The organism is Pyxidicoccus xibeiensis (assembly GCF_024198175.1).
Taxonomy (GTDB): Bacteria; Myxococcota; Myxococcia; order Myxococcales; family Myxococcaceae; genus Myxococcus; species Myxococcus xibeiensis.
In genome coordinates this window covers 190395-209413 of record NZ_JAJVKV010000003.1, presented here as the reverse complement: position 1 = coordinate 209413, position 19019 = coordinate 190395, and the positions used below count along the sequence as shown (strand labels likewise).

The window sequence follows — 19019 nt, the reverse complement described above, 5'->3', positions numbered from 1 at the left end:
GCTCAGACGCCGGTCACCCCGCGGATGAAGGCGAGCATCCGGTCGCACATCGTGTGCAGGTCCATCCGCTCCACGGCCATGCGGCGGGCCTCCTGGCCCATGGCACGCAGCGTGTCCGGGCTCGCCACCAGCGTGTCCAACGTGCTCGCGAGCGCCGCGTAGTCCCCCACCGGTACGAGCTGCCCGTCCACGCCGTCGCGCACCAGCTCTCCCACGCCACCGGTGGGCGTCGTCACCACCGCGAGGCCCGCGGCCTTCGCCTCGGCAATCGCCCAGGACGACATGTCCGCCATCGTCGGTAGCACGAACAGGTCCGCGGCCTGGGCGAGGCCAATCAGCTCGGGCGAGTTGGGCTGCACGCCGACATGGACACGAACGCCGGGAGGCGCCTCGAAGGTGGTGGACGTCACCAGGTCCAACTGCCAGCCGCGCAGGCGTGTCTCCCGGGCCCAGCGCAGCAGCAGCTCGCCGCCCTTGCGCCCCAGGTCACCTCCCACGAAGAGCAGCCGCACCACCCCGTCGCGAGGCTTGCCCTCCGGCTTCGGGCACCACAGCCCCGTGTCGACGCTGGGCCAGACGACATGGATGCGCGCGTCGGGGACGCCGTACTCCTTCACCAGCGAGCCCTTGGTGAACTCCGAGAAGGACAGCATCCCCTTCGCCACGGCGTACGTGCGGCGGTGCAGCGCGTTCTTCGCCCGGCCCACCCAGCCCGCATGCTGGGAGCGCAACCCGTAGTACCGCAGGTAGTCCTCCAGGCCGCTGGGAGTGGCGTCCGTCGAAATCACGCTCGGCACACGGCTCATGAAGTCATGGGCCAGGTGCGCCATCCGCTGCGTGTGGACGACAGCGGCCCGCACCGGCACCTGCGCGACGGCCCGTCGCAGGGCCGCGCGTGTCCGCAAGCCCCCTCTGAGGGACAGGCGCGAGCGCACGAGGGGCAGCTGTTCCCAGAGGTCGTCGGCGTGTTCGTCGATGGGCAGCCACACCGGCAGGATGTCGTTGCGCCGGGCCATCGCGTTCTTGAGGTTCTGGAGGAAGACCGCGTTACCGAGAGTCGTCTCGATGGCGAAGGCGATGCATGGGGGCGACGTCGACATCTCTGGACCCTCCCGCGGTCACTTCTCGCGGCGACATGCCGCCCCCCTCCCGGCTCGTAGGTGTTGTTGAATCCTGATTCATTTTACACCTACGAAAATCCTCCTCCGCATCTTTCTGCAGGCGCGCCTCCAGCCGCATCTCCTGAGAAGACGAGAGGGTTCCATGGCGCCCCCGCTGTACTGGCAATGAACCACCCGCGCGACGAGGCAGGGTTGAGCATGGGCAACCAGCGCCACCTTGAAAGCTCTTGTGTCACAACCCGCTCGCGCACGTAAGAGCCGCGAGAACGAGCAACGTCACGACAAATGAACACTTCACATCCAAGAACAAATGCTCTGCCTGCTGCGTGAGCACCGGCTTTGGCGGCCACCGCCACCGGTCAACGCCGGGAGAGCAGCCGCGCGGTGCCTTCCTTCGACCCGCCTCCCACGTTGACGGTGCGTCCCGAGTCGACGTCGTACAGCACGAGCCCCTCGGTATATGTGAACAGCAGGAGCGTCCGCCCATCGGGGCTGATGTCGAGCATCCCGTACAGGCTGTGGACGTCCAGCTCGCGCGTCGTGTCGGAATCGAGGGCGTACTCGAACAGCCGCTCGCCGGGAACCACCCGGTTGCTGGTGATGTCGGTCACTCAGGGTTGCAGCACGCGAAGGCCGTCGGGCCTGGGGCCAGAGCTCCAACTCCACCACTGAACCGCCTTCGAGTCGGACGTGGCGACGAGCACGCCGCGCCGTCCTCGGTGAATACCGCGGGATGCTGGCCGCGGTACACCCCGTTGGTCGTCCACGGCCGTCACCGCCCAGCGCCCCGTCGTCGGGTGCACGGCGAGCCCCGAGAGGTAGCAGGGTTCCCACGTCTGCAGGACCTTGCCCCTGTCGGGCTCCATGAGCAGCCGTGTCTCATCGAGGTATCGACAGTCGGCGAGGGTTCGTGAGCCGTCGTTGTCGACGAGGGAGATGTCCCCCTTTGTGACGACAATCATCGGCACGGGTGACACGTGGGTATCAATCCGGTGTCAGGTGCTACCGGGTTGCACCAGGTGACACGGGCGCGCTCACCGGCACTCCGCGGGCCTCGGCGGGCAGCGGGCCCCGCCTCCGCCAGCTTCACGTGCTTCACCCAGCTGAAGTGGGGGTTGTTCCACAGGTTGACTTGCAGCGGCTGCGGCTCGATAGCACCGGGATGATGCCATGGCGATGGCCGTTCCGGCACATCCAGCCACGCTCGGGTTCGGCGCGTACCTGCCGCGCACCTCGCGGGCCCGGGCTCGCGGATGCGCTGATGCAACCGTCCGGGAGGGAGTTGCTGACAGAGACCGCCGCCCCCTACGCTCGCGTCGAGTGGGATTGAGCGATGACCGCGGCCTGCGCAACAGGGTGACCGCGGGGCGAGCAACCGCCCGCGCGGGTACACTGCTTCCGGTGGAGGACTTGCGATGTGGAAAGTCGGCAAATGGACGGGAATGACCGACGAGCTGATGTTCCGGACGGTTCGCTACGCGCCCCCGCCATTCACCGGCCTGCGGAGCAGGGACGGTCTGCTTTGTGCCGGAGATCTATTGTTCGAGGGGGAGCCCCAGCTGCAGAGGGACGTGCACGCGCTGCGTGTCATCGAGGTGGTGCGTGCCCTCCGCGTCGCGACCGGGCCGAGGGCCGCCGCCCTTCGGAGCGAGATCCGCACACTGGCCGTGGAATGTCCGCGTGTCGTCGGCGAGTCGTTCGATGTTCGCTGGCTCACGGGCTTGACGGCACTCGAGGGTCTCCGGGTGTACTCGTTCACCGGCATCATCGGCGCGGGGGCTCTCGCCGAGCTGCCCTTGCTGCGCCATGCCGAGCTCTTCGCGAGCCGCCAGGAGGAGCCCTCCGCGGACAGGTATGACCGGGATAGGCATCTGGCGAGAGGGATTCTCGACCTCGAAGGAATCGCACGCAGTCGGAGCCTGGAGGTCCTCCACTTCCGCGGGGGGGGCCTCGGCGACCTCCGTGCGCTGTCGGGCCTGGCAACGCTCCGGCGGCTGGCCGTCCACGAGCACCAACCCCTCTCCACCACGGGCCTCGAAGACCTTCCCCTCGAATCGCTGGAGCTCGCGCTTCCCGAAGAGGGCAACGACCTCACGGCGCTCACGACGCTCCGCGCGCTGCGTTCACTCTCCTTCTCCGGGCGCCTCTCCGCCACGGCCGCCAGGGTCATCGCGAGGTGCCGGGTCCCCATTCTGAGCCTGTCCGGCACTGAGGACGACGCGGACCCCGCCCTCGTCACGGCGCTTCCCGACGCCGAGGAGTTGCGGCTCAAGCTCCCCTCGCTGGACAGGTACAGCCAGACCTCGCGACTTTCCGTGACCTCGCTCGAGGTGGGCTCCGTCGACGACGCGGCGCTTCGCCTGCTGGCGCGCGCGCCACGACTGCGCACCCTCGACATCACGTGGCTGACCGCGACCGATCTCGCGCCCATCGCGGACCTTCCGAAATTGTGCGCGCTCGGCTTCGTCTACGCCCGGCAGCTTCGTTCGCTCGACCGGGTGCCCACTGCCGTCTTCCTGGGGTACCGAAGTCCGACGGACGTCCCCATCGAGCTGGTGCTGAAGGACAGCCCGCTCGCCTCCATCCGGCAGTTGGGCCACCTCCGAGGCGTGGAGCACCTGGACCTCAGTGGCTGCACCCAGCTCACGTCCCTGTGGGGGCTGGAGGGAATGGACGAGCTGCGGTCCATCGACCTCCGCGGGTGCTCCAGGCTCGTGGACATGAGCTCGCTCGAAGCGCTTCCCGCGCTGCGCAAGGTCTTGGCTGACAAACAGGGCCCGCTCGAGCCGTTTCCGCCAAGCCTCTGGTCGCGGGTGGATTGGTCGAATCGGCGCAAGCGTCGCTAGTGACAGCTCGTGGTCGCCTGGGTGCGGTTCTGCGATGGGACCCGCGTCACCAGCTGGACTGCCTGTTCCTGCACCAGGCTCGCTCCAGTCGCCAGCAAGGTGTCACGGGGCTTCGCTTTTCGCGCTGACAGCCCAGCCAGTTGCGCCCCGTCCCTTCGTATGGAAGGTGACTCGATGAGTCAGCCGCCCCTACGAAATCGACATCCATGAAAATCACACAGCATCGCTGGGCACACCCTCTGCAGGCGAGTACCGCCCTCATGGCCATGGGCCAGTTTCGCCCTCGCCCCATTCTTGCTTGCGCCTCTCTGTTGCTGTCCCTGTTCGTGATGGCAGGCTCGGCTGAAGCGGCCGCGACACCCAAGGCGACGAAGCAGAGGGCTGGCACCCAATCGCTCGCATACCCCACCTCGGCCAACAAGTTCGTTGGCGTCAGCTTCCATACAAAGGCTGACTTCTGGCACTTCTGGGACTTCCGGACTAGCGTTAACATCTTCCACGATACCTGCCTCATGGACGACCCAGAGCCGTGCGGCGCGGGGCGGTTTCACTGGAGCCTGCCCCTGTGGGGGAATCCCGACGGCACCCGCGAAGCCGTCGTGAAGTACCGATATCTGCTTTATCAAGATGCCAACGGCACGCTCATCGATGGGACCCTGTCGGACGCGGAGCGGCAGCAGTTGACGCCCGAGCAACAGGCGGCGCTCCTGACGGGGCGCGGCGACAAACTGTATTACGGCAGTGACAAGAAGCTGCTCTGTTTCAACAAGGACGACCCAAACAAACCCTTTGAGCTCTGTAGAAATGCAGCAACTGGCCCCGTCGCAGACATCGACTACAACGGAGAGGTCAAGCCGAGCCCGATGGTTCCCAACCGGCCCCTCATCCACGACCATGCCGACCGCCTCGCTGCGGCAGGCGTGGACTTCATCATCCTTGATTTCACCAACGCCGAGCTTCGCTACAACCTGTTCAAGCAGCCGACGCATGCACTGCTGAAGGTCTTCGAGGAGCGAATCCATGCTGGGAAGGCCACTCCTCGTGTCGTCTTCCACGGGCCAGCCTGCGACAACGCTTTTACGACGCCTGAAACAATCTGGGCCGAGTTCTATGGACGCTATGACCCGGCGGTATTCTTTCGCTTCGGCGGCCGTCCGCTCTACCTCTATGGCAGCGGCAATGTTACACAACCTTCAGTTTGCACGACAAGCCGTTTCACGGTCCGGAGAATGGAAGGCCTGAAAGAATCCGGCAGATTCTGGTCGTACAAGGATGTCACACGTCCCGGCAGTGAGCGCCGTTTTGCCTTCCAGAACGGATGGCCGGAGGAAGTGTCCGTGACTCCGGCGGTGGGCAGCTGCGCCATGAATATGGCCCAGGGGACCTACCACAACCCGGTAACTGATTCGGACTTTGATTGCGACGCGCAGCTCTGGCGCAATAACGGGCAGACCTTCGGCATGCAGGCACGCGAGGCGCTGGACGTTCAACCGACGTTCGCCATCATCTGGTCCTGGAATGAGGGAGGCGCACAGAACTGCTCGACGGTGCCTGACCTGCCGGCGTGTAAAGGCGTCGATGCGCATGGCAACGCATCCTGGGCCTATCCATACTCGCACATGGCGGACGCCTTTCGATGGGAGGGCTCAGCTGACCTCGAGCCTACATTCCACCCAGACCCTGCGCAGCGTGACTTGTACGTTGGCCTTCTGAAGAACTTTGTCACGGCATTTCGTCGGAACAAGCCCATCTTCACCTTCCGCCACGCAGCGTCTGGAGAATGGAGGCTGAAATTCTACCGAGGAAGGTCCGACCTGGCGGGCCACTCCAACTTCAACGAGTCGTTCAGCTGGGCTTCCGGGGCACATTACCAGTCTGCGGTCGCCGACTTTTCGGGTGACGGCCAACTGGACCTCGCCATGAGGGACACGACCACCGGGCGCTGGAGCTTCATGCGCCATGTCGCTCCAGGCGCCTACGCGGGAGAGGGCCCATACGATTGGTCGCCCGGCGCCCATTACCAGCCCCTGGTTGCGGACTTCTCGGGGGATGGGCTTGTGGACCTCGCCTTGCGCGACACCACTACGGGCACGTGGCACTTCACGCGAAACCTCGGCAACTACCAGTTCGCGGGGCACTGTTCGTTCGCCTGGGCGCAAGGCGCGCACTACCAGCCCCTGGTCGCGGACTTCTCGGGGGATGGGCTTGTGGACCTCGCCTTGCGCGACACCACTACGGGCACGTGGCACTTCATGCGCAACCTCGGCAACTGCACCTTTGCTGGCGAGCCTGCATTCGCAGGGACTGTCGGCGCGCACTACCAGCCCCTTGCCGCGGACGTAGACGGTGATGGCCTGATGGATATTGCCTTGCGCGACCCAACAGTCATGCAAGTCAATGACCCGAGTGACCCGAACGCCCCGAGCTACAGCCTCATCCATCTCAGCAATGGTGTCGCACCCTTCCAGTTCCGGAGCACTGAGGCATACCGGGGCCCGCCTGGTGCTGGCTGGTCGGTCCAGATGCACTGAGATTGAGAGTGTAGTCTCACCTCGTTGAAGTCCCTGGCGGGTGCCCGGAAGCGGGCACCCGCCTTCTTCAGAAGCCGGCTCGCTGATGGCCGCGCGATTCGGGCGAGTCGTGGCGCGTCGACCAGAATGCCTCACGCACAGCGGTGGGGGGCGTCGTCAGGTCCGTTCCGTGAGGAAGGTCACCACGGCGTCCAGGAATTCCGCCGGCCGTTCGACGTTCGACAAGTGCACCGCGGGCAGGACCTTGAGCCGCGCGCCGGGAATGGCGGAGGCAATCTCTTCGCCGTGGCGGGCGGAGGTGACGGTGTCGTGCGCTCCCGCGATGACCAGCGTCGGGTTGCGGACCAGCGCGACGGTGCGGCGCAGGTCGGCGTCGCGCACCGCGGCCCAGCTGCCGGCCACACCCTCGAGCTGCATGGCGAGCAGCGTGCGGCGGAACGCCTCGACGACCCTGTCGTTCGCCTGCAGCATGCGGGCCGGGAACCAGTTGCGCAGGAACATCTCCGCGGTGGCCTGCATGTCGGGGGCTGCCAGCAGCTCGGCAATGGCGTGGTCCCATTGCCGGGCCGGGCCGAGGTAGGCGGCGGTGTGGGCCAGCACCAGGCGGTCGACGCGCTCCGGCGCATGGATTCCCAGCCACTGCGCGACGAATCCGCCGAGGGACAGGCCCAGCACGTGCACCCGTTGCAGGCCCAGCACGTCCAGCAGCTCCACCGCGTCGCGCCCCAACCGGTCCAGCGAATACGGCCCGGTGGGGACGTCGGACGCGCCGTGGCCGCGTGCGTCGTAGCGCAGCAGCCGGAAGTGTCCGGTGAGCGTCGGCACCTGGGCGTCCCACATGTGGAGGTCGGTACCGATGGAGTTCGAGAGCAACAACACCGGCTTGTCCGGCGCGCCGTCGAAGCGGTACGCGATGCGCACGCCATCGCCGGTGGAGATGAAGGCGGGGGGCTGGGATTCCATGTCGGCTCCAGGAATGGGGTGAGGACCGCTTCATCTCTAGGAGCCGGGGCGGTGGAGGGACACTACAAAGTCTGGAAAGACCTTGTAGGGTGCTTCGACAATGTCCGGCTTCACGCTTCATGAGTTGCAGTGCTTCGACGCCGTCGTGAGCGGCGGCAGCTTCCAGGCCGCGGGCGAGCGGCTGCACCGCTCGCATCCTTCCGTGTTCGCCGCGGTGGCCAAGCTGGAGCACCAGCTGGGCCTGAGCCTGCTGGACCGTTCGGGCTACCGCGTGCGCCTCACCGAGGCCGGGCGGGCCTTCCATCGCAAGGCCCGCTCCCTGCTACGTGAGGCCGAAGAGCTGCACACGCACGCCAGGCAGCTGGCGATGGGGGAGGAGGCCGAGCTGCGCGTGGTGCTCGGGGACCTGTGTCCGCTAGCGCCGGTGCTGGAGCTGGTCAGCCGCTTCTTCGCGCAATGTCCGCAGACGCGGCTGCATCTACAGTTCGAGGCGGTGAGCGGTCCCTGGGAGCGGCTGCTGGAGGACGAGACCGACCTCATCGTGCACCGTGTTCCCAAGGGCGACGTACGGATGGAGTGGATTGACCTGGGCCGCGTCGCCATGGTGCCGGTGGTGGCGCCGGGTTTCCTGCCCTTCCAGCCGACAACCGCCATCTCGCCGCAGCAGATGCAAGCCTTCACCCAGTGCGTGATTCGGGACTCGGCGAGGCATCCTGCCGAACAGGGCCATTTCCTGGTGGAAGGCGCGCCTCAGTGTTCCGTGCCGGACCAGCTCATGAAGAAGGAGCTGATTCTGCACGGCATGGCGTGGGGACACCTGCCGCGGTTCATGATCGAGTCCGAGCTGCGGGACGGACGCCTGCTGTCCATCGCCGGACGGCACTTTCCCGGTGTGACCGAGGAGCTCGTGGCAGCGCGCCGGCGCGACCGGCCGCACGGGCCGGTTGCCAGCCGGCTGTGGGACTTTCTGGCCCGCCATGCACCGGTGCTGCGGCCGGCGCTGGGCCGCATGCCCCGGGGGAAGGGCGTCTCGGGAGGTTAGCCCCGTCCTGGCGAAGCCCTGCGACGGCTCCATCGCCGAGGCTCGCCAGCAGCCCCAGGGCACCACCGTGACGGTGGTAGGGGTGGCGACGTCATTCACGGGAGCCTTCTTCCCCAATGACAACGGCTTCGCCATCCAGACCATCGGCCTACGCCAGCTTCACGTGCTTCACCCAGCTGAAGTGGGAGTTGTTCCACAGGTTGATTTGCAGCGGCTGCGGCTCGATGCCGCGGTGTGCGAGCACGGGGTGCAGCGACAGCTGGTCCATCATCCCGAAGCGCAGGTTCTGGTCCCACCAGTCGTCCCACGCGCTCCGGAGCAGCTCCGAGTTCTCCATCATCCAGATGGTGCCGCACCACAGCGGAGACTGGAGGCTCCACCCGCGCGCGCGGAAGTCCTCCATCTGCTCGCGCATCTTCTCCTCGGCGTAGCGCACGCGCAGGTACTCGTCGCCCTTGCTCATCTGCGACTCGATGAAGTCGAACTCCTCCTGGATGGTGCGGCGGTCCGGGTGGGGGACGAGCAGGACCCGCTTGTGGGGCGGAAGCTTCGCGAGGCGCTTCGCGCCCTCGCGGAGGAAGTCGAGGTCGTGGAGGGCGAGCGAGGCATCCGCCCACACCAGGAAGCGGTGTCCCCGCACCTCGTCGAGCCGGTGGATCTGGTGCTTGAAGTACCGGCCGCGCAGCCGTGGACTGAAGTCGAAGCGCGGGTAGTTGGGGACCAGGATTCGCGTCCACGTGCGTCGGGCCTCTACGGAGGTCGCGTCCCGCGTCGCCTCGTCCGTGTAGTAGAATGCGTCGATTCCGAATCGCGGCGGCAGCGGCTTGACGACGTCCAGGCCGCCGAAGTTGGCGGTGACGAGTGCGAGCCCCTTCTTCGAATCACGACGCAGCAGATACTTGAGCATGAGGCGCGGAGCTTGTCCGCAGCAGTCACCCGCCGCAAGCACGGAGCGCCGTGGGTTGGGGCTCAGCCGGCACCTTCCGGCTCGCCGGGCGTCGCGGCCTGCACACCTGGGGAAGGCAGAACGGTACAGATGTGGACGGCTCCGGCGCTGCCGTCGGGGCGACGACGCGGTCGAGGGAGCGGCCTGTGTTAGAGCCCCGGCCATGGCCGAGACTCGTGAGAAAGACCACATGAAGCTCCCGGACACCTTCCGGGGAGTCACCGCGCGCTACCCGCAGGTGGCCAGCGCCTTCCAGGCACTCGGGGATGCCATCCACGCGGCAGGCCCGCTGTCCGAGCGCGAGCGGCGCCTGGTGAAGCTCGCCATCGCCGTCGGCGCGCGACTCGAGGGCGGTGTCCACAGCAACGCGCGCAAGTGCCTCTACACGGGCATGCAGCCGGACGAGGTCCGGCAGGTGGCGCTGCTCGCGCTCACCACCATCGGCTTTCCGTCCATGGTGGCGGCGCTCACCTGGGTTGAGGACGTCATCGGGTCCGCGAAGACGGGCGACCAGGACGCAGCCGCCGCCCCCGAGGAACCCTGACGCCGGCTTCCATCGCCGGCCCCCGCTTCCTCGGACGGCTGCTGTGGATGAGCACCGACGGGAGCTGGCGCTTCTACGTGTGGATGACGGCGCTGACCGCGCGTGCGCGCCCTCATCGACGCCGTGGTCGCCGCGTTCGAAGCGGAGCGGGAGCGGCTCGGGCCTGGCGGCCCATGACGGCAGGTGGTTCGTCCGAGGGGTCGGGCTTGCGCAGCTGGCCGCGGACCCGGGCCGCTTTGTCGTTCTTGTTCAAGAGCGCTCCGGGGGGCACATCGACGTCCGGCACGCCGCGCCGCACGGAGACGTTACACCAGGTCTCCATCCCCAGGAGCAGGTCCCATTCCGGCTCATGCGCCTCCCCGGGTGGCGCGACGGAAGGCCGAGGGCGGCTGGTGGAAGCGACGGCGAAACGCACGGTTCAGACCCGTCTGGCTCGCGAAGCCAGCCGCGTGTGCAATCTCGGCGATGGACTCCTCGCTGTCCCGCAGCCGTTGCGCGACCAGCTCCAGGCGGAGGTTCGCCAGGTAGGTCATCGGGGGCTGCCCGATGCGCTGCTGGAAGAGCGTGGCGAAGCGCGTGCGGGACATCCCCACCTGGGTGGCCAGCTCCGCGACAGACCAGGCCCGCGCCGGCTCCGTGTGAAGCCGATGAAGCGCTTCCGCCAGTCGAGGCTCCCGCAGCCCGGCCAGCCAGCCCGGTGGAGCCTCCCCCGAGTCGAGCACCAGGGCGCGCAGCACCTGCACGAAGAGCGCGTCGGTGATGCGCGCGGCGGCCGTGGCGGCTCCGGGGGCGGTGGACGACGCTTCATGGGCGAGTGAGGTGAGCAGCGCGCGAAGCGTGGGAAGAGACGCCAGCTGCTCGCGCCTCAGGTGAACGAACGGGGGAAGCCCGCGCAGCATGCGGAGGTCCTGGCCACCCTCCGGGGCGAACTTGCCGCACACCAGGCGGGCCAGCTCTCCCGCGCCTCCGGCGCGATGAACGCCCGCCACGGGCGCGTGCCGCGCGAGCAGGCGCCCCAGCGGGACGGCGGGGGAGGTCCTCGTGGCGGTCAGCTGGTGGGCCTGGCCCCTGAAGAGCACCACCAGCTCGCCGGCCTCCAGCCGGTGGACGTCGCGACCGAGCCGCAACCAGCCACCCCCCTCTTCCACCAGATGAAACGCGGCGAAGGGGCCGCCAGGCAGGTCCATGCCCCAAGGCGCGCGCAGCTCCCAGGTGGCGTAGATGCTTCCGCTCAGGTGCATCCCGCGAAGCACCGCCGACAGTGGGTCCATCGTCATCCTCTCCTCGCGGAACGCCAGGCCAACAAATCGGAACGCATGACGAAGCAGGTGGGTCCCGCCCGTCAGTACTCTGTCACCCCCGGACGGGAACACACGCTCGAATCCCCGGCCCATGTCCTCTCCCTGGAGCTCGCCAGTGCACCTCGACGTCCGTCGTCTGACCCTGCTAATCCTCGTGGCCGCCGTGGCCACGACGGGAATCGCCGCCTCGACACCTCAGCCCAAGCCCACCTCGAACAAGGAGCGGAACATGGTCGTGGAGTACATCCGATACGAAGTCCCCGCCGAGCGCGCGCAGGCCTTTCTCGATGCCTATCGCGAGGCGGGCGAGCACCTGAAAGCCTCGCCGCACTGCCTGCGCTACGAGGTGAGCCGGGGCGTCGAGGAGCCCAGCAACTTCATCGTCCGCATCGAGTGGGACTCCGTCGAGGGCCACATGAAGGGGTTTCGCGGAAGCGCCCAGTTCCAGAAGTTCTTCGCGCTCGTCAAGCCCTTCTTCTCCGACATCAAGGAGATGAAGCACTACAACGTCGAGAGCGCCGGGAGCCGTCCGTGAGCGATTCCGGAGTCAAGGGCGATGGGGCCACGAGCCCTGACTCCGTGCCGTCGCTGTATGCGTGGGCCGGAGGTGCCGAGGCGCTCGCGCGGCTGACGGCCCGGTTCTACGAGCGCGTGCGCGATGACGCGCTCCTGGGCCCCGTCTTCGCTCAGATGTCCGCGGCGCATCCGGCCCACGTCGCCCTGTTCCTGGGCGAGGTGTTGGGCGGGCCCGCGCGCTACAGCGCCGAAAAGGGTGGCCATCCCGAGATGATTCGTCATCACCTCGACCGCCATCTGACGGAGGCGCAGCGTCGGCGCTGGTCGGAGCTGCTCCTGGACACCGCGGATGAGCTGGGGCTTCCAGCGGACCCCGAGTTCCGCTCGGCCTTCGTTGCCTACATCGAGTGGGGCTCTCGGCTCGCGGTCATCAACTCCCAGGCCGGAGCGACCGTCGCCTCCGATGCGCCCATGCCCGTGTGGGGGTGGGGAGTTCCCGGCGGTCCCTACCGTCCCTGATGCGCTCGAACGTCTCCGTCGGGCGGCAGCACAAGTAATCCAAGTCCCCGGGCCGGACGCCGCTGTCTCCAGCGACGTCCGGCTCCGAGGGCGGGCGCGGGAAAAAAGGTGGCGAAATCCACTTTTCTGGGACGCCCTCCCGCTCAGCCCGTCATCGCATTGAAGGCCGTCCGTCCGCACCCGCCATGGAGCGGCGCAGTCGCTTGCGCCATTCATGGGGCGTGTCCGTGGATGCTGCAATCACTTTCGCCATTTCGGGAATGTGTCTGCGAAACGCCCTGGCGCGCGTTCATCCCTCCCATTCTCCCTCTGGAAGTCCGGGGCGCTCCGCTCCTGGATGATGCATTGATACGCCTCCGAGACGCGGCCGGGAGCGGTGTCTGGGAAATCAATGGCGACAGGAAACAAAAATAAATGGCTGGCGATGATGTCTTCAAGCGCAGCTCAGCCCCCCGCAGCCACCCGAGGTCGCCATGTCGTTCTCCCCCGTGTCGTCGCGTCGTTTCGGTTTCCCCTCCGTCGCCTCGCCCCTCGCCCCCGCCCGGCCGGCCACCGCCTCGCCCGTGGCGGAGCAGGGCCGCGGCCCGCGCGCCCAGCCGCTCGACCTGTCCCGGGACAGCTTCACGCCCGCGGGCGCCGCACCGGGCCTGGAGCAACTCCAGGCGCTGATTGGCAGGAGCCTGCGCGAGATTACGCAGGAGCTCCGCACCCTGGTCGACAAGGCCGCCCAGAGCCCCGACGCGTCGAGCTTCACGCCCGTGAGCTCCCAGCGGGCGCCGGTGAGCTTGGACCCGGCGGCGCAGCAGGTGGAGGCCCCCGCGGAGGCGAGCGACGGCATGGGGCCGGGCACCCTCTCCGAGAAGGAGAGCGTCGATACACTCCACGACGAGGGGGTGGGCCACAAGCCCTTCGGCGAGGTCCCGTACATCAACCAGTACCATCCCGCCGGGGAGGAGAACGGCTACAGCAACGGCAAGGCCAACTGCGGCCCCACCTCGATGGCGATGATTGCCCGCTCCCTCGGGTACGGGAGTGAGATGACGGATGCCGAGCTCATCACCCACCTGAACGAGGTCGACGGCAAGATGACGGGCGGCACGGACGTCGAGGCCATCGGCAAGATGGCGGAGAAGATGGGCCTGGAGTCGGAGCAGCGCGGGCCGCGCGCGGACGTGGACTGGATTGCCGACCAGCTCAAGCAGGGCAAGCTGGTGGTGGCCAACGGCGACGTCCACTCCCTGGGCCCCAACAAGGACCCCAACGTGAAGCCCTCCGGCCATTACGTGGTGGTGACGGGCATGGACGAGCAGGGCAACTTCCTCGTGAAGGACCCGGCGCAGCCCGAGGTCAACACCGTCCCGCCGGAGGAGCTGGAGACGTTCATCAACAAGAACCCCAACGGTGGCTACCAGTTCGCCATCGGGTAGTCATCAAGCGGCGGGGCCACGTCCAGCCGGCCCCGGAGGACTCAGGGGCAGGTCCACCACGAACGTGGCGCCGGCGCCGAGCGCGCTCTCCACGGAGATGGTGCCGCCGTGGGCGCGCACCGTCTCACGTGCGAGATAGAGCCCCAGGCCCAGCCCGCCATAGTGGTGCGCGGGTGCCGCCTGCTCGAACCGCTCGAAGATGCGCGCCTGGTCGGCACGGTCCACCCCGCCTCCGCGGTCCTGCACCTCGAGACGCGCGAAGTCGCCAGTCCTGCGTGTGCGCACGGTGATGGGACAGCCCGCGCCGAACTTCATGGCATTGAGGAGCAGGCTGCTGACGAGCCGCCCCAGGCGGATGCGGTCCCACCGCCCCACGACCGTCTCCTCCAATTCGAGCTCCACGGGACACCCCACGGCCTTCAGGCGCTCCGCCACGGTGTCCACCTGCTCCCGCACCAGGCGGGACAGGTCGAGCTCCTCCAGCGCCAGCGCCAGCGTGCCCGCCTTGATTCGTGACACCTCGAGCATCTCGTCGGCCAGATAGGCCAGGCGGCTGACATGGCGCTCGAAGGCCTTGAGCAGGGGGACGAGCCGGTCCTCCGTGTGCGCTCCATTCTCCCGCGTGTCCATCGCCCGTCGGATGGACTGCACCTGGAGCTTCATGGCGGTGATGGGGGTCTTGAGCTCGTGGGAGGCGATGGCCAGGAAGTCGTCGCGCACGCGGACGGCCTCCTCGGCCGCCTGGTAGAGGCGGGCGTTCTCGAGGGAGATGGCGGCCTGTGCGGCCAGCACCTCCAGGGTGAGGATCCGCTCGGACGTGAACGCCCCCGCGAGCTGGTTGTTCTCCAGGTACAGCATGCCGGCGAGGTCGGCCTGCCGGACGAGTGGAATGCAGAGCACCGAGTGCACACGCAGCGAGGCGAAGTAGGGGTCCGAAGAGAAGGGGCTCGGCTGTGAGGCATCGTCGAGCAACACTGGCTGCCGCATCCTCTGTACGTGCGACAGGAGCGAGCCCGGGAGCTCGGCGCCGGGGGCGGCGGGCTCGCCGAAGACGGAGACCTGGATTCCGGACTCCGTCAGCTGCGCTGCCACCCGCACGAGGGGACGGCCTGCTTCGAGCGTCAGCAGGTAGCCCCGCTCCGCGCCCGCCTGCTCGAGCGCGCTCCGCAGGAGCTTCTCCAGCAGCCGCGGCAGGACGATCTCCTGGGAGAGGACCTGTGATGCGTGCACCATCGCGCGCGCGTCGAGCTGCGCGGGCTCCGCGTACCGGTGGTGGGGGAGCACGCGCGACAGGCGCTCTTCCAGGCGGGGGTGCAGCTGCTCGAGCTGGCGCAGCTTGGCCTCGGCGCCCCACTCCTGGTAGGCGCGCCAGGCCTCCTCCAGGTAGGCCTCGGCGATGGTGCGCAGGCCGCGTGAACGGTAGAAGCTCGCGGCGAGCTCGCCTGCCAGCGCCGCATAGTGGACGTAGCCGCTCGCAAGCGCGGCCCGGAGCGCCCGCTCGTAGTTCTCCCCGGCTTCCTCCGCACGTCCGTGCAGCCGCGCGACCTCTGCCGTCACCAGCGCCTCGAAGGCGAGGAAGTTGGCTGGACAGAAAGCCGCCAGGTTCTTGAGGAAGGCGTGATGGCCGTCGAGCTCGGCCCTCAACTGTGCCTGCTCCTCCGCGGGGGCCTCCTCGCCATGGGCCGCCAGGGCCAGGGCGACCATGAAGACGGCATGGGCCTCAGGGTACTGGCCCCGTTGGGAGACGATGAGGCCGGAGAGCTGTCGCGCCTCGGCGAGCGCTGCGGCGCGGTTGCCCAGGACGAGATGGAGCTCGAGCCGGTGGAAGCGGTACCAGAAGCTGACGAACAGCGGGTTGCGCCTCACGCGCTCGGCGAGGGCCGCCTCCTCGAGCCGCTCGAGAGGGAGCGCCGGAGAGCGGCCGCGCAGCGCCTGGGTGAAGTGCTGGTCGATTTCGGCACAGATGAGCAGCGGCTCGTTCCCGACGCCGCGGGTGAAATCGGCGGCGGCCCGCGCCGCGCGCTCGACCTCTTCGAGCCGTTCGCCCGCGGCCAGCGCCAGCAGGCAGCGGTGGAAGAGCCCGAGGCAGACGAAGAACACGTCTCCCGCACGCCTTCCCGCGCGAAGGCACCGCTCGAGGAAGGTGTAGAGGGAGCGCGCCGGCTCGACCCAGGGGAGGAGGGTCACGCCCACGAGCAGGCACACCTTCGCCTCATCCGCGACCAGGCCGTGCCGCTCCACCAGCGCGAGCGCCACGCGGGCGAAGCTGGCGGCCCTGGCGTACTGCTTGTGGGTGATGACCAGCTCGAAGCCGTAGGCGGTGAGCCCCACCGCGGAGGCGGACGTCAGTCCATGCCGGAGGGTGAGGAGCATCATCTGGCACGCCACCAGGTGGTGCAGCTGGGGGTTGTAGAAGTAGGCCGTCGGCAGGAAGGCGGCCAGCACGCTCATGGCGGCCTCCGTGTCCGCATCTCGCATGGGGGCCAGGCCGAGCAGCGCTTCGATGGCCTGCTCCCCGAGGAGCTGCTCCACGGTGCGATCCATCTCCCCAAGCTGCTCGAGCGTGGGATGGGGGCTCAGCTCGATGCCGTACTGGCGGAGGCAGGCGCTGGCGCTGTCGATGGCCGGGCCCAGGGCGCCCCGGGTGGTGTGCAGGTCGATCTGCGCCCGGTAGGCGCTGGCGCGCTCGGCGGGAGTGCGCGCATGGGAAAGCAGGAGCGTCAGGACGCGCTCGGCCGTGTCCAGATTGCCGGCGCACAGCTCGCTCTCGGCCTCTTCCAGGTAGAGGCTCTGAGCAATGTCATGCTCGGTCGTCCATGGCTCGGGAGCCAGCAGCGCCAGGCCCGCCTGGATGTAGCGGAGCGCCGCGCCATAGGCGGAGGCGGCCTTGGCGCGCCTGGCGGCGAGCAGGTCGAGCCGAGCGATGGCAATGCGCTCGTCCGGCGCTTCAATCAGATGCGCGCCCTGGTTGAGCTGGCTCACCAGGGTGAACACCCGCTCGGACAGCAGCTGCGGTGAGGTGTGCGCGAGCAGCCGGCGGCCGATGCGCAGGTGCGTGGCGGCACGCGCCTCGGGCTCGAGCAGCGCGTAGGCGGCCTGCTGCACGCGGTCGTGCAAGAAGCGATAGCTGCCGTCGAGGCGCAGGAGCAGCCCCTCGCGCACGGCCAGGTCCAGCGCGGTGCGCAGGGCCTCCTCCGAGAAGCCGCTCGTCACGATGAGCGGCTCGAGCTCGACAGTCGCCCCCAGGCAGGCCGCGAGCCTGAGCGCTTCCTGCGTGACGGCTGGGAGGCGTCGCAGCTTGTCGAGCATCAGCTCGAGGACGTCTTCGCTCAGCTCCAGCGCGAGGATGCGGTGGGCGCTCCACCGCCAGGCGCTCCGCTCCCGGTCGAATGTGACCAGGCCGGCGCGATGGAGCGCGAAGAGCAGCTGGACGGTGAAGAAGGGGTTGCCGTGGCTCTTGTCGCAGACCAACGCCGCCAGCGGCGCGAGGGTCCGTGGGTCGGCGCCGAGCGCCTCTCCGATGAGGTGCGCGCAGTCCTCGAACGACAGCGGGAGCAGGGTGAGCTCCGTCACCCGCGTCTGACCCTTCTCGAGCTGGTCGAGGGTGACCGCCAGCGGGTCGGACGGCGCCCTGTCACGGTCGCGGCAGGCCCCGAGGATGAGGAGGGGGTGGGGCGCGGGGTGTGACACCAGGTGCTGGAGCAGCCGCAGGCTGGCCTCGTCGGCCCAATGCAGGTCGTCGAGGAAGAGCGTCACCGGGTGCTCCTCGGTGAGCGCTTCCAGGAGCTGTCGAAACACCTGGAGGAAGCGGCTCTGGGCCTCGACGGGAGGCAGCGGCGCGACCTCCGGCAGCCGCCCGGTCACCAGGCGCAGCTCGGGGATGAGGTCGGCAATCAGCTGCCCGCTCGCACCGAGCGCCGCATCCAGCCGCTCTCGCCAGCGGGCCTTGAGGGGCGCTTCCTCCTCGGCAAGCTGCTGGAAGAGGGCCTGGAACGCGTAGGCAAAGGCCGCGTAGGGCGCCTCCTGCTGCTGGTCGAACTTGCCCGTCAGGAAGAGGCCGCCCTTGTCGAGGACCGTGGACCTGAGCTGGACCATCAGGGACGACTTGCCGACGCCCGCCTCTCCCATCACCAAGAACAGCTCCGGGTGCTTCGTGGCCACCACCCGCTCGAAGGCGGAGCGCAGCTGCTCGAGCTCGGCCTCTCGAAGCTTGATGAGCTGAGGTGCTCGCAGCTGTCCGAGCGCGTCGCCGGTGACGAGGGCGAACGGCTCGATTCGCTGGTTCGAGGTCCACTGCTGGCGGCAGTTCAGGAGGTCGATGAGCAGCGCGTGCGCTGTCGGGTAGCGGTCCTCGGGCGCCTTGGCCAGGAGGCGCAGCACCAGCTCCGACACGACGGCCGGCAGGTGGGGCTGAAGCTCCACGGGCGGGCGGGGCATGCGGGCGAGGTGGCTGTGAATCCACCCGAGCGGGTCCTCGGCGTGGAAGGGCAGCTGACCGGTGAACACCTGGTACAGCACGACACCCGCCGAGTAGAGGTCCGTGCGCGCGTCGATGGGACGGTGCATGCGACCCGTCTGCTCGGGCGAGAGGTACGGGAGGCTCCCCACCACCTGTCTGGACATGGGGAGCAGCGCCGAGCGCTCGCTCCCACTGCGAGAGGCGAGGGCGAAGTCGGTCAGCTGGACGTGGCCCGGCCCAGGGCCGACGACCAGGTTCTCCGGGCAGACGTCCTTGTGGATGAGGCCGTGGCCGTGGAGGTCGGCGAGCGCTTCGGCGATGCCGACGGCCAGGTCGAGCGCGCGGCCGACCTCCATCGGAGCCCCGAGCAGCTCGTCGAGGAAGCGTCCTCCCGTATCCTCGAACACCAGGGCGAAGCGCTCGCCAGACGCTTCCAGGGACAGCGTGCGCACCGCGGCTGGAGAGTCGAGCTCACGCCCGAGCTCGAACGCATGGCGGAGCTCCGCGAGCTCTCTCGGAGAGGGCTGCTGGGAGCGCAGCAGCTTGACGATGACCCGGCGACCGGTAGCGGACACTCCCCTGTAGACAGCTGCGCTCTCCCCCTGACGCACGAGCGCGTCCAGGGTGTAGCCGGGAAGCACGTCCATCTTTTCGTCCATCCTCACCTTCGTCTTATCAGGGTGTTGGATGAGCGCCGCATCCCATAAAGCCCAGGCACCTCCAGGGGAGCAACAATCCAACGATGTGGACGGTCCTGGTCACGAACGCCTCAAAGGCCCGGCGCCCGGTCACAGGAGCCGAGAG

General features: G+C 68.3%; 13 protein-coding genes. 7 read left to right on the top strand and 6 right to left on the bottom strand.

Going from position 1 to position 19019, the window contains the following annotated elements; translation table 11 throughout:
- Positions 1 to 2 precede the first annotated feature (2 nt).
- Both LXT23_RS13495 and LXT23_RS13490 read right to left on the bottom strand, forming a co-directional pair.
- Positions 3 to 1100, bottom strand: a complete 1098-nt coding sequence (locus LXT23_RS13495; protein ID WP_253980582.1) for a glycosyltransferase family 4 protein — start codon at positions 1098 to 1100, stop codon at positions 3 to 5.
- Between the two features lie 380 nt (positions 1101 to 1480).
- Positions 1481 to 1732 carry a hypothetical protein gene (locus LXT23_RS13490; protein ID WP_253980581.1) on the bottom strand — a complete coding sequence of 84 codons (252 nt, stop codon included), beginning with the start codon at positions 1730 to 1732 and terminating at the stop codon, positions 1481 to 1483.
- An 831-nt stretch (positions 1733 to 2563) separates the two neighbouring features.
- Here LXT23_RS13490 and LXT23_RS13485 point away from each other — a divergent pair.
- Together LXT23_RS13485 and LXT23_RS13480 are read left to right on the top strand one after the other, a co-directional pair.
- On the top strand, positions 2564 to 3967 hold the full coding sequence (locus LXT23_RS13485; RefSeq protein WP_253980580.1) for a leucine-rich repeat domain-containing protein: 1404 nt from the start codon (positions 2564 to 2566) through the stop codon (positions 3965 to 3967).
- A gap of 206 nt (positions 3968 to 4173) precedes the next feature.
- Positions 4174 to 6498 (top strand): FG-GAP-like repeat-containing protein, encoded by a 2325-nt coding sequence (locus LXT23_RS13480; RefSeq protein WP_253980579.1) that lies wholly within the window; start codon positions 4174 to 4176, stop codon positions 6496 to 6498.
- Positions 6499 to 6654: 156 nt separating this feature from the next.
- Here LXT23_RS13480 and pcaD read toward each other — a convergent pair whose 3' ends face one another.
- Positions 6655 to 7461 (bottom strand): 3-oxoadipate enol-lactonase, encoded by an 807-nt coding sequence (pcaD, locus tag LXT23_RS13475; protein ID WP_253980578.1) that lies wholly within the window; start codon positions 7459 to 7461, stop codon positions 6655 to 6657.
- A gap of 100 nt (positions 7462 to 7561) precedes the next feature.
- Between pcaD and LXT23_RS13470 the strand changes: the two genes are divergently transcribed.
- Positions 7562 to 8503 (top strand): LysR family transcriptional regulator, encoded by a 942-nt coding sequence (locus tag LXT23_RS13470; RefSeq protein ID WP_253980577.1) that lies wholly within the window; start codon positions 7562 to 7564, stop codon positions 8501 to 8503.
- A gap of 148 nt (positions 8504 to 8651) precedes the next feature.
- Here the strand turns inward: LXT23_RS13470 and LXT23_RS13465 are convergent, their stop codons facing one another.
- Positions 8652 to 9410, bottom strand: a complete 759-nt coding sequence (locus tag LXT23_RS13465) for a hypothetical protein (RefSeq protein WP_253980576.1) — start codon at positions 9408 to 9410, stop codon at positions 8652 to 8654.
- 202 nt (positions 9411 to 9612) lie between these two features.
- Between LXT23_RS13465 and LXT23_RS13460 the strand changes: the two genes are divergently transcribed.
- Entirely contained in the window at positions 9613 to 9993 is a 381-nt protein-coding gene (locus tag LXT23_RS13460) for a carboxymuconolactone decarboxylase family protein (protein WP_253980575.1), read from the top strand.
- A 347-nt stretch (positions 9994 to 10340) separates the two neighbouring features.
- Here the strand turns inward: LXT23_RS13460 and LXT23_RS13455 are convergent, their stop codons facing one another.
- Positions 10341 to 11270 (bottom strand): AraC family transcriptional regulator, encoded by a 930-nt coding sequence (locus tag LXT23_RS13455; RefSeq protein WP_253980574.1) that lies wholly within the window; start codon positions 11268 to 11270, stop codon positions 10341 to 10343.
- A 139-nt stretch (positions 11271 to 11409) separates the two neighbouring features.
- Here LXT23_RS13455 and LXT23_RS13450 point away from each other — a divergent pair, with 139 nt between their 5' ends.
- The 3 genes from LXT23_RS13450 (at position 11410) to LXT23_RS13440 (ending at position 13756) form a co-directional block, all read left to right on the top strand.
- Positions 11410 to 11829 carry a putative quinol monooxygenase gene (locus LXT23_RS13450; RefSeq protein ID WP_253980573.1) on the top strand — a complete coding sequence of 140 codons (420 nt, stop codon included), beginning with the start codon at positions 11410 to 11412 and terminating at the stop codon, positions 11827 to 11829.
- Positions 11826 to 12329, top strand: a complete 504-nt coding sequence (locus tag LXT23_RS13445; protein WP_253980572.1) for a group II truncated hemoglobin — start codon at positions 11826 to 11828, stop codon at positions 12327 to 12329. The genes LXT23_RS13450 and LXT23_RS13445 overlap by 4 nt, the downstream gene beginning before the upstream one ends.
- Positions 12330 to 12802: 473 nt before the next feature.
- The gene (locus tag LXT23_RS13440) at positions 12803 to 13756 is read left to right on the top strand and encodes a C39 family peptidase (RefSeq protein WP_253980571.1); all 954 of its coding nucleotides are present in this window, start codon (positions 12803 to 12805) and stop codon (positions 13754 to 13756) included.
- Between the two features lie 3 nt (positions 13757 to 13759).
- On the opposite strand, the gene LXT23_RS13435 is transcribed toward LXT23_RS13440, so the two are convergent.
- Entirely contained in the window at positions 13760 to 18874 is a 5115-nt protein-coding gene (locus LXT23_RS13435) for a GAF domain-containing sensor histidine kinase (protein ID WP_253980570.1), read from the bottom strand.
- Positions 18875 to 19019: the final 145 nt, after the last annotated feature.